The following is an 11,020-nucleotide window of genomic DNA, read 5'->3' on the forward strand; positions in this document are numbered from 1 at the left end:
ATTACCGGCCACCACCTTTCCTTATCGGTGGTCGGTTTCTATTGGCCAAAAAAAGATATAAAACCCCGGAAAAAATGAAATCAAAAATTTACCTTTTATTTTTGCTTGTTGCCCTGGGGGCATGCAAAAAATCGACATCCACCTCATCGGGTGGAACAACAACGTCATCGGCATCAGTAACTGCACTAAACTGTTCCGCGGCGAGCTTCTCAGCGTTAGCAACCGTTAATGTGGCTTATTCCGGCACCGCGACGGTTGGGTATACAGGTGGAAACGCTGTGGCATATACTGCCGGAACAGCTATTTCTTCGACCGGGGTAACCGGTCTCACTGCAACACTGGTTGCAGGTACTCTGGCAAGTGGAGCAGGTAACTTATCTTATACGATTACCGGAACCCCAACAACTACAGGAACAGCAACGTTTCCGGTTACATTTGGTGGACAGACTTGTAGCTTTGCTTTAACCGTAAGTGCAGCGACAACCTCAACCTGCACCGGTACGCAGATTGAGCAACTGGTTTGCGCAGCAAACACATTCCTTGGTTCGCTAAGTACATCGCAACAAGCCTCCACTGTTTTAGCTTATAGTCAAACCAACGCCATCAAATGGTCGAACCTACCCTGCGGATCATCCTGCCGTGTAGGAATCCAGTTTAGCACGCTTAGTGCTGCCCAGTTAGCGTATGCAAAGCTTGTTGTCGCTAAGGCTATGGGTACACAAAGCGGAACCGGATACAGTCAGGTGATGCAGATTCTAGCGGCAGATGATGTACTAGGTACTCAGCAAAGTGGCTATTCCTCAGGAACCTATTTTATATCTTTTCTTGGAACCCCAAGTACTACCGGGACCTGGCAATTGCAGTTTGGCGGCCATCATTTGGCGGTAAATTTAACCTTTAAAGCGGGCGTGGTTGCAGGCGCTTCACCATTCTTTATTGGGGTTGAACCTAAAACCTGGACATCATCTGGAACAACCTATGCCCCATTAGCTGCAAACCAATCAGCAATGCTGGCTATACTATCCTCGATGAGTACTACAGAACTTGCTACAGCAAAATTAAGTGCTACATTTAGTGATGTACTTCTTGGCCCTGGAAGTGATGGTAAATTTCCTGCATCAAAACTTGGAATCAAGGCAAGCACCTTAACAACTGCGCAGAAAACCTTAATTCTTAATGCGATAAAGCTTTGGGTGCAGAATGTAGATGATGCCTCGGCTACAAGCCTGCTCAGTACGTATACCACCGAACTGGACAATACATATATCTCCTATTCGGGCAATACAACCCTTGCAAATAATGCAGATTATATCCGCATCGATGGACCGAGTGTGTGGATTGAATTCGTTTGTCAAAGTGGTGTTGTCTATAAAAACGAGATCCATTACCATAGTGTTTACCGTGATCATACTAGGGATTACGGGGGTAGCTTTAGTTTTTAAGTAAAACAGACAATTACTTCAGATAAATCGATACCCGGCTTTCCTCTCCGGTAAGGCCGGGTATTGTTATATAACATCTTCTTATCCTGGAAATTAACAAACTAATCATGATGTGCCTTCCTAATTTTCTATCTTTCAGACCTATTCAGGTTTTTGTCCTGATGACCTTTATTTTTCTACTTGGTTCGCTAATGTCCTCGGCGCATCCTATGCCAAATTCAATTGTTTTGCTGGATATCCATTCCTCTTCAGTTAATGCAGAGCTTCAACTTCCACTGAGCGAGCTGGAACTAGCCTTTGGTCATAAGGTAAATGAGAATTCAGAAAAACTTGTGGAGCGTTTAGGGAAAGATCTGCGCACTTATATTCTTTCGCATGTGCTTGTACGAAGTAAAGACGGAGCACCCTGGCATATTGAGATTATTAACCTGAAAGTCGAACCCATTCAGAAAAGTGAGAGCGGGCCTTACAAAGAACTTACAGTCCAGCTTGTCATGACACCTGCTTTGAATGAATCCACTCGCGAATTTACCTTTGGATATGATGTGATAATCCACCAGGTTGTGTCCCACTTTGCCCTTGTGTCTATTAGAAATGACTGGGAGCGCGGCCTTAGTTCGGGACATCCAGCTGAGATAGGGGTTATCCGCTTGGATGTGGTCAACAACGTAATTCCACCGTTGGAAGTCAACCTCTCGCAAGGCTCAACATGGACGGGGTTTGCAAACATGGTAAACCTTGGCATTGATCACATTTATGAAGGGAATGATCACTTGCTTTTCTTGCTTGTACTACTACTCCCAGCTCCATTAATGGTTTCAGCAGGTATCTGGAAAGGATTTGCGGGTGTGAAATCGAGCTTAATGAAGATTCTGAAAATTGTCTCCGCATTTACCGTGGGACATTCAGTTACACTACTCATCGGAACTTTAGGATGGATACATTTTCCAGAAAAACCCATAGAAGTTTTAATCGGTATTAGTATTCTCATTTCAGCAATCCATGCCCTTAAGCCAATTTTCCCTGGTAAGGAACTGTTCATTGCTGGAGGATTCGGTCTTGTGCATGGAATGGCTTTTGCAAGTACACTGGTTAATTTGCACCTGGAGACGACCCGCTTAATTTTAAGCATTCTTGGATTCAATATCGGTATTGAGCTCATGCAGCTATTCGTAATTGCCATAACACTTCCGTGGCTGATCGTGCTGGCTTATAATAATTTTTATAGGCTTGTCAGGGTTTTTGGCGCAGCAATCGCCGCCATCGCAGCAGTAGCCTGGATTGCGGAACGCATTTCTGAAAAGCCAAACATGGTTACGGTCTGGATTGCCAGGGGTGCAGATTACGCCCAGTGGTTAATTTTACTTCTTGCCTTGCTATCAACAATAAGTTTTTTTGTGATAAGAAATAGAAGGGCAATCAAGCAGTCATAGACCGTTTTCCGGCGATTGTCGAAAAGGTATCTTTATAATTTTTAAAGTATTAATTTAGTCCATTAATCAGATACGGGTGATAAAAAAAGTCTATTGGTTTCTATTTATTAAAGACCTCAATGTTCCGGCAGTTAAACCTTGCTCGCGTGACCACGCTTTGAGGAAAACCCTTGTTAATGATATTGCAATCTTGGTACTGTTAAGTTATTTTTTTGCCGTATTCAATACAAGTATCCCTATTGTATCTGATGGATTCGCGCACATTTTCTTTGAAAAGCACCATCTTCAAACCCAGCACAAAAGTTTGGGTAGAGATCACCTTAATAAAGTCCTGTCCAAGCTCGAAAAGCAACAATCTAAGGAAAAGTCCTCTGGTTCGTTAAAGCAGGGTCTCGATGACTTAAAATATCTTCCCGGCTGTACTAGCGAAATCAGTTCAATCGTTGCAATAATGATTAGTGTGCTAGCAGCCCAATCCCATAGCAAGCTTTACAGCGGAACCTTTGCCAAAAATGACCCCCCGCCGGAATATAGACGATAACAAACTATTTTAAGGCGAAGCCTATCAGGCTTGCCAATTTGTTGTACTTCTCATTCTTAAAATGAAAATCAAAATATTTTTGATATTGATGGCTTCTTGTGCCTATTCCAGCCTTCGTGCCCAGCAAAAAGTAATCTCCGGCAAGGTTATCGATAGTCTTTCACGCCAACCAATTGCCGGCGTAACTGTGATGCTAAATCCTGGAAATATTTATACCGCAACCAAAGAAAACGGCGTTTATTCTTTTAAAAATATTGGCTTGAACGTACGCAGTCTATCGTTTAGTGCCATTGGCTACAAAAAATGTTCTGTTAGCCTAGAGAAATTATCAAATGATATGCCGATCGTACTATCTCCGGCCCAAACCCATCTGGAAGAAGTTAAGATTAGTGGTAATAACGATAACCCCTATAAAGCCATCAGCGAAACGGATATCAGCCTTCGCGGGGTATCCAATTCACAGGAGGTGCTACGGATTGTGCCCGGGCTTTTTATCGGGCAACACCAGGGAGGTGGGAAAGCTGAACAAATATTTCTTCGCGGCTTTGATAATGACCATGGTACAAATCTGAATATGAGCGTGGACGGTTTACCAATCAATATGGTCTCTCAAGCCCACGGTCAGGGCTATGCAGACAGCCATTTTATTATTCCTGAAACTATCGAAAGCACAAACTATCAAAAGGGGATGTATAATGCTGAAAAAGGAGATCTTGCGGTAACGGGTTACGTAGGATTCAACACTGCCAATTCGATTAGCGCCAACACTTTTAAGTTGGAGGCAGGTCAGTTCAATACTTTCAGGGTTCTTGGAATGCTAAATCTGCTGGGTGAACGAGCAAAGGTTAAAGGGCAATCATGGTATGCCGCATCTGAATATCGATATAGTGATAGCTATTTTGACAACTCCCAAAAATTCAAGCGTTTTAATTTCTTTACCAAATATCATGCAAGTCTTGGCAATCATAATGCACTTTCACTATCTGCCTCTACCCTTTACAGCAGCTGGGAAGCTTCAGGTCAAATTCCTGAAAGCGCAGTGGATGATGGAACAATCGGGTTTTATGGGGCGATAGATCCCAATGAAGGAGGGATAACTTCACGCACAAATTTTAACGCCCAGTTATTAACAACAGAGGCTAATGGTGATATTTTCAAAAATCAGCTTTTTTATTCCCGGTATAAGTTCGATTTACATACCAATTTTACATTTTTCCTAGAAGACCCGGTAAATGGTGACGAGATTAGGCAGCGCGAATCAAGGAATCTTTTTGGCTATACTGGAAGCTATCAGCACGCTGACTACCTCGGTAAAATTAAGTTGGCAACCGAGCTGGGGCTTTCTGCCAGGTTGGATGCAACTAAAGGATCGGAGCTTTCACACACCATCAATAACTTTACATTGATTAATCCAGTAAAGCTTGGAGATATTACCGAACTAGGAATGGGAGCTTACATTAGTGAACGTGTCCAATTCAGCCAAAGGTTTTCAATTAATGCCGGGCTCAGGTTTGACCAGTTCTACTACCGTTATGATAATCAATATGCCGGGGATGCTACCTTGAATGGGATTGGTATTTATAGGGCGAAAAACAATATCATAAGCCCCAAGTTAAATTTCTATTACCAAGTAAGTGAAAATACCCAGCTTTACTTGTTAAGTGGGAAAAGTTTTCATTCCAATGATGCCAGGGTAGTGGTTGCAGCACAGGGATTAAAAACACTTCCGGCAGCCTATGGCGTCGACTTGGGCACGGTATTAAAGCCAGTGAATAATCTACTCCTGAATACAGCAATATGGTATAGCTACCTGCAAAATGAGTATGTATACTCAGGCGATGGCGGTACAGTGGATTTCAGCGGGCGGACCCGGAGAATCGGAGTTGACTTTTCAGGAAGATACCAGCCCTTTAAGTCTCTATACTTTGACGGGGATATTAATTATGCATATGGTAGGTCGATTGATGATCCCAGGGGCGCAAACTACATTCCCCTCGCTCCGGTATGGAGCAGTACTGGTGGGATGACCTATATCTTTAATGAAGGGTTTAATGGGAGCTTCAGATACAGGTACCTTTCAGATAGGGCGGCAAATTCAGATTATAGTCTGAAAGCTGAAGGTTATTTTGTTAATGACCTGGTAATTAACTACTCAACAGCAAAATATGAATTTGGGATTACCATTAATAATATTTTTAACGTTAGGTGGAAGGAAACTCAATTTGAAACGGAGACCCGACTTCAAAACCAAAATGCAGTTAACGGCATAGCCTTCACCCCTGGTACAAAGTTCGCGGCAGTTGCACATGTGAGCTACTTTTTCAAATAGCTTAACATGAAAAAACTCTGGAATGAAATCAGTTATTTTTAATTTGATTTCAGGTAATTCCATTTTATTCAGATTTCTTAATAAGTATTGTAGAGATTTACCATTAGCCAAAATATAATATTGTTAATCCTTAACACTATTGCTATTTTTGTTTTGCATGTCAAACTCCAATTTTGAAATCAAACTTCCTGTTTTTGAAGGCCCCTTCGACTTGCTCTTATTCTTTATTGAGCGGGATGAGCTGAACATCCAGGATGTGGAGATTGCGAAGATCACCAACGATTTCCTTGCTTATATTCACCAGCTCCTTTCGCTCAATGTGGAAGTTGCCAGTGAATTTATATTGGTAGCGGCAACCCTGATGCGCATTAAATCAAAAATGCTGTTGCCCCGCATGGAGATTGATGAAGCGGGTAACGAGATTAACCCGGAGCAAGACCTGATTGCCCGGCTGATCGCCTATAAGCAGTTTAAGTCGGCAGCGGAAGAGATGAAGGTTTTTGAAGAAGCGCGCTTACAACAGGAGCGCCGCGGAAATATTGAACATGATTTAACCCTCGCCGCTGAATCTTCTTCCCATCAGGATGAGTTGCTTTCACTGGATTTATACAAGTTGCTCACCGTATACCACCGCACGATGCAGAAGTATGAGTTGCGCAGTGAGGAAGTGAAGCACACCGTAGTGCAATACCCTTACACCATTGAACAGCAGAAACATTTTATTGCTAACCTGCTCGACATCAACAAACAAATCGACTTCGCTCTGGTGATGAAGAACTCTGAGAACAAAGTGCATTTCGTTTATAACTTCCTGGCGATTTTAGAGATGCTGCAACAGCAGATTGTGGAGATCAAGATTGGTAGTGGATATAATAACTTTCTAGTATCGGGTGTCTAGTATCAAGTAGCAAGTTGGTTTGCTGAGTCTAAAATAAAATGCCTACTTTTGCGAAAATAATACAAACCTTATATAACAGGATGACACGGGACACCAAAATTTTTGACCTTATTGATCAGGAGCTAAACCGCCAGGAGCATGGTTTAGAGCTTATCGCTTCAGAAAACTTCGTAAGCAAGCAAGTAATGGAAGCTGCTGGTTCAGTACTCACCAACAAGTATGCTGAAGGCTTACCCGGAAAGCGCTATTATGGCGGCTGTCAGGTAGTGGATGTGGTAGAGCAGATTGCAATCGACAGGGCAAAAGAATTATTTGGTGCTGCATGGGTGAACGTTCAACCACACTCAGGTGCGCAGGCGAATGCAGCCGTAATGTTAGCGGTTTTGCAACCTGGAGATAAGATTTTAGGTTTCGATCTTTCTCATGGTGGTCACTTGACCCACGGTTCTCCGGTAAATTTTTCTGGTAAAACCTATCAGCCGTTCTTTTATGGTGTGGACAGGGAAACCGGATTAATTGATTATAAAAAACTGGAAGAGGTGGCTTTGGCAGAAAAACCGAAGTTGATTATTTGCGGTGCATCTGCTTATTCACGTGAGTGGGACTATGCTTTCATCCGTTCAGTAGCAGATCAGGTTGGTGCTTTGGTACTGGCTGATATTTCGCACCCTGCAGGTTTAATTGCCAAAGGATTATTGGCTAATCCACTTCCACATTGCCATATCGTAACCACAACTACACATAAAACTTTACGTGGTCCTCGTGGTGGTATGATTATGATGGGACAGGATTTTGAGAACCCATGGGGATTAAAAACGCCAAAAGGTGAAGTTCGTTTGATGAGCAGCGTATTGGATATGGCAGTTTTCCCGGGTACTCAAGGCGGGCCACTAGAGCATATTATTGCCGCAAAAGCCATTGCTTTTGGTGAAGCTTTAAGTGAAGAATACGGAACATATATTAAACAGGTAGCGGCTAATGCGCAGGCAATGGCGAAAGCTTTTGTTGCTAAAGGATACGGAATAATTTCTGGCGGTACGGATAACCACTTGATGTTAATTGATTTACGTAATAAAAACATCACAGGTAAACTGGCAGAAAACGCTTTGGAAAAAGCTGAAATCACGGTGAATAAAAACATGGTGCCTTTTGACGATAAATCACCATTTGTAACTTCGGGTATCCGTGTGGGTACCGCGGCCATCACTACCCGTGGTTTGAAAGAAGCGGAAATGGAACAAATCGTTGATTTAATCGATCAGGTGTTGACCAATCCGGAAGATGAGGCAAACTTAAATGCAGTAAAAGCTGAGGTGGTTAAACTGGTAAGTGCATTTCCATTATATAAATAGCATAAAAAGTAAAGGGCCGATACTCTTTGAAGAAATATCGACCCTTACCATCTAAATTAACGCTCTCAATTATATAAACGAAAACTAAAGAGATTTTGTTTTCATAAAGTGAAAAAAAAATTAATATTTCTGATAACAGCCTAAAGATGAAGGGAAAATCCTGTCAGCCCCATTGATGTCTTTATTCAAATAAGTGCTGAAATAATAATCACCAGACAGGTCTACCCCTTTTCTGATGGCGACACTGGTAATTGATATATTGAAGTTGCCTGAAACAGGACTTACAAATTGCGGATCGGTATTGATGATATTATTGTTTGTACTGAGCGCAGCATTGGTGGTGCGGATTAAATTGTTCATGATGACCGATTGAATAACGGCGTCACTCTTTTTCTGAATCTCTATCTCATTGCTGAGGGATCCCCAAATGATATTATTGGTCAAGCTAATCTGAAGATTGTTATAGGCGTTGGCCGATAGATAGTCAGAAAAGGTCAACGCGGCATTTTTCCTCGGAAAATCGGGATTGTATCCTGCAAAGCTGTTCTGTTTAAGGTTATAATTGCCTCCGCCAACGGCGTAAAGAATATAATTTCCACAGTTATACATCAGGCAATTGAATGCATTAAGTTCGGAGTGATAACCGATGTAAGCTGCTACCTGCATGTTTTTGATGATTGTGTTAGCTAAAATAAGCTTGGCATTGGCGTTTTGCGACAAAGAATCGGAGGTGATGCCAACCGATGCATTTTTAATCACCGCATTTTTAATCAGCGCATTGCCTGATGGTTTTAAATGAATGCCCTGCCACTGGCCAGCCTGTTCGCTATATATACTTTCAAGCCGGTCGCTGCAAAACATTACAGGCGCGGCAATGGACCCGTTTACATTTAATACCCCTTCCACATTCAGCGTGGCGTCTTTATGAAAGTAAATTTTAGCACCGGCTGAAACATTTAGCTGGCTTCCTTTTGTAATTGTCGGACTTCCACTGATCACGTATGGGAGGGTGTTTGTCCAGTTTACATTGCCGCTTAACGTTCCGCCATTCATAAAAACAGCATTTTGTCCGTAAGCCAGCAGTTGCAATGCCTTTTTATTCCCGTTATAATTAATGATGATCGAATCCTGTACGAGAAAGGGCAAGGCCGTTGATTTGGGGTCGATGGTTACTTTCACAAAGATGTTGATGGAGTCACCACCGTTGATGATCAGGTTTTGTTTCAGATTAGTTGATTCACCATTAATGTTCAGGTGATAGGAAGATGATGTCCCGCCGGAGAGTTTGATTTGTCCAATGTTTAGTGCGCTTCTGTTGGGATTTGCGATTTTGATTCTTTTAGTTGTTGAGCCGATTGTTGTAAACAGGGTGTCGAATAACAGGCTGTCGTTCGCAAAGGTCAGCATTGCGTTGGGATCGTTTGTAATGCGTTCATCTTTCCTGCAGGAAGAAAGAAAAAGAATAGTGATGATCCAGGTGCAAATGAGCAGACGCATATTCCAAACTTATGTATTTGTTCTATGTATTGCAATAGGTAGATGCTTATTCTGCAAAAGCGATTGCTGCAACACTTACCTTTGCAGCACCATGGCTTAACATCAGGCTGGCACAGGCTTCTAAAGTTGCTCCTGTGGTAATCACATCATCCACCAATAAAATGTGTTTGTTCAAAAACAGGCTGGAATCTTTAGTGGTAAAAACCGAGAGCATATTTTCGTAACGGTTATACCTGCTTTTTTTAGTCTGACTTTCAGTAGCTACGTTCCTGATCAGTGCATTTTCACAAACGCTAACATTTAATGCGGCTGAAATTCCCTGAGCGATGAATGTACTTTGGTTATAACCCCTGCTCCGGAGTTTTTTTGCATGAAGCGGTACGGGTACGATCAGGTCGATATCTGCATACAGTTGATTTGCCTTAAGCCGGTCGCCGATAAAAGTTCCCATCATTGTGCCTACTTCTGTTTTGGCGTTATATTTCAGGTTATGAATCAGGTTTTGGGTTTTTGATCCTTTTCTGAAATAAAGCATGGCCATGGCGGCATTTAGGGGAATCCGCCCCCAGAACTGCTTTGCGACCCGGTTTTCATCGTATAGATGATAGTCGGTATAGGGTAGATGGTACCGGCATTTAGTGCAAATTACATTTTCATTATGATAAAGGGGGATTCCGCATGCATTACACAGATTCGGAAACAATAGATTTAATAAGTCTGTGCCCCAGCGCTTTATTGTTAACATGTAACTAATTTAAGTTTTTAAACTGAAGGTACAATAGGTGTTTGGTTCGTATTTCGCAGTACCGTAGCACTTAACAGATAGGTACCACAAAGGAACAAGGTAGGAACCAGGAAGCAACAGGCTGGGATCAGGAGCCTATAAAGGTGCCGTGTTACTGCTTTCAAGGCCGATTTTGGGTGCTTTTATCCTAGCGGAATGCTGGAAACGGGGTTTTGTGAGTTTGATTTTGGGGTTTTAAGCTATTTATTTGGGTTTACCTTTTGTGTCATGGGTCCGATGTAGGTGAATCAGGGAATAGAGCGCTTAAATGATTATCCCACAAAGACACAAAAGGACACAGGAAAGTGAAGCTTATATATAGTGCTCTTTTCCTGCCGGGGCCTGCAAACAACCCAAAGCGATAAATGTTTTACTGGCGGTTAAATTTTTCTACTTGAAAAACAGTGGTTTAGAAGAAAGAAGGAGTTTAAAGCTAAAATATATTTTGGGTGGTGGTTATTTTTCCTACCTTTGCACTCCGCTTCGGAGGAAGATGGGATGGCTGAAAGGCCAGATTGAAAAGAGAAGAAAACGTTAACAGAAAAATAAAAAATTATTTTATTTGGAAGTTAAAAAAAGTTTTCTACCTTTGCACTCCCAACCGAAAGGAAGGGCTGAAAAGCTGAGCGGCGGATGTCGCGGAAAGCAGATTAAAAAGATTGAAACTGGAGAAAACACAGGCTGGACGATAAAGACCAGGCGAAACCGATACCAGAAGATATATAAAGAGGCTGCCGAGAGGTT

The 11,020-nt window shown here is 42.2% G+C and carries 9 protein-coding genes; 7 read left to right on the forward strand and 2 right to left on the reverse strand.

Annotated features, from left to right (window positions below; genetic code table 11):
- The first annotated feature begins 74 nt into the window (after positions 1-74).
- From R2Q80_RS19555 to glyA, 6 genes are all read left to right on the forward strand, one after another.
- On the forward strand, positions 75-1,442 hold the full coding sequence (locus tag R2Q80_RS19555) for a DUF3500 domain-containing protein (protein WP_316801220.1): 1,368 nt from the start codon (positions 75-77) through the stop codon (positions 1,440-1,442).
- Between the two features lie 107 nt (positions 1,443-1,549).
- Complete coding sequence (locus R2Q80_RS19560) at positions 1,550-2,875, forward strand: HupE/UreJ family protein (protein ID WP_316801221.1); 1,326 nt, start codon at positions 1,550-1,552, stop codon at positions 2,873-2,875.
- Between the two features lie 76 nt (positions 2,876-2,951).
- Positions 2,952-3,416: a hypothetical protein gene (locus R2Q80_RS19565; protein WP_316801222.1), complete on the forward strand. Its 465-nt coding sequence runs from the start codon at positions 2,952-2,954 to the stop codon at positions 3,414-3,416.
- Between the two features lie 61 nt (positions 3,417-3,477).
- Positions 3,478-5,745, forward strand: a complete 2,268-nt coding sequence (locus R2Q80_RS19570; protein ID WP_316801223.1) for a TonB-dependent receptor — start codon at positions 3,478-3,480, stop codon at positions 5,743-5,745.
- A 157-nt stretch (positions 5,746-5,902) separates the two neighbouring features.
- Entirely contained in the window at positions 5,903-6,643 is a 741-nt protein-coding gene (locus R2Q80_RS19575; protein ID WP_316801224.1) for a segregation and condensation protein A, read from the forward strand.
- Positions 6,644-6,723: 80 nt separating this feature from the next.
- The gene (gene glyA, locus R2Q80_RS19580) at positions 6,724-7,995 is read left to right on the forward strand and encodes a serine hydroxymethyltransferase (protein WP_047800790.1); all 1,272 of its coding nucleotides are present in this window, start codon (positions 6,724-6,726) and stop codon (positions 7,993-7,995) included.
- A gap of 120 nt (positions 7,996-8,115) precedes the next feature.
- Here the strand turns inward: glyA and R2Q80_RS19585 are convergent, their stop codons facing one another.
- Together R2Q80_RS19585 and R2Q80_RS19590 are read right to left on the reverse strand one after the other, a co-directional pair.
- Positions 8,116-9,492: a hypothetical protein gene (locus R2Q80_RS19585; protein ID WP_316801225.1), complete on the reverse strand. Its 1,377-nt coding sequence runs from the start codon at positions 9,490-9,492 to the stop codon at positions 8,116-8,118.
- 46 nt (positions 9,493-9,538) lie between these two features.
- Entirely contained in the window at positions 9,539-10,237 is a 699-nt protein-coding gene (locus R2Q80_RS19590; protein ID WP_316801226.1) for a ComF family protein, read from the reverse strand.
- A 601-nt stretch (positions 10,238-10,838) separates the two neighbouring features.
- Between R2Q80_RS19590 and R2Q80_RS19595 the strand changes: the two genes are divergently transcribed.
- The coding region (locus R2Q80_RS19595) for a hypothetical protein (protein ID WP_316801227.1) at positions 10,839-11,020 on the forward strand (182 nt) is incomplete at its 3' end.

This window comes from Pedobacter frigidisoli (assembly GCF_032678525.1).
GTDB lineage: Bacteria > Bacteroidota > Bacteroidia > Sphingobacteriales > Sphingobacteriaceae > Pedobacter > Pedobacter frigidisoli_A.

Excerpts from the sequence above, each read along its gene's own strand:
- R2Q80_RS19555 (WP_316801220.1), top strand. The coding sequence starts at position 75 with ATGAAATCAAAAATTTACCTTTTATTTTTGCTTGTTGCCCTGGGGGCA.
- R2Q80_RS19585 (WP_316801225.1), bottom strand. The coding sequence starts at position 9,492 with ATGCGTCTGCTCATTTGCACCTGGATCATCACTATTCTTTTTCTTTCT.
- R2Q80_RS19570 (WP_316801223.1), top strand. The coding sequence starts at position 3,478 with ATGAAAATCAAAATATTTTTGATATTGATGGCTTCTTGTGCCTATTCC.
- R2Q80_RS19590 (WP_316801226.1), bottom strand. The coding sequence starts at position 10,237 with ATGTTAACAATAAAGCGCTGGGGCACAGACTTATTAAATCTATTGTTT.
- glyA (WP_047800790.1), top strand. The coding sequence starts at position 6,724 with ATGACACGGGACACCAAAATTTTTGACCTTATTGATCAGGAGCTAAAC.
- R2Q80_RS19575 (WP_316801224.1), top strand. The coding sequence starts at position 5,903 with ATGTCAAACTCCAATTTTGAAATCAAACTTCCTGTTTTTGAAGGCCCC.
- R2Q80_RS19560 (WP_316801221.1), top strand. The coding sequence starts at position 1,550 with ATGATGTGCCTTCCTAATTTTCTATCTTTCAGACCTATTCAGGTTTTT.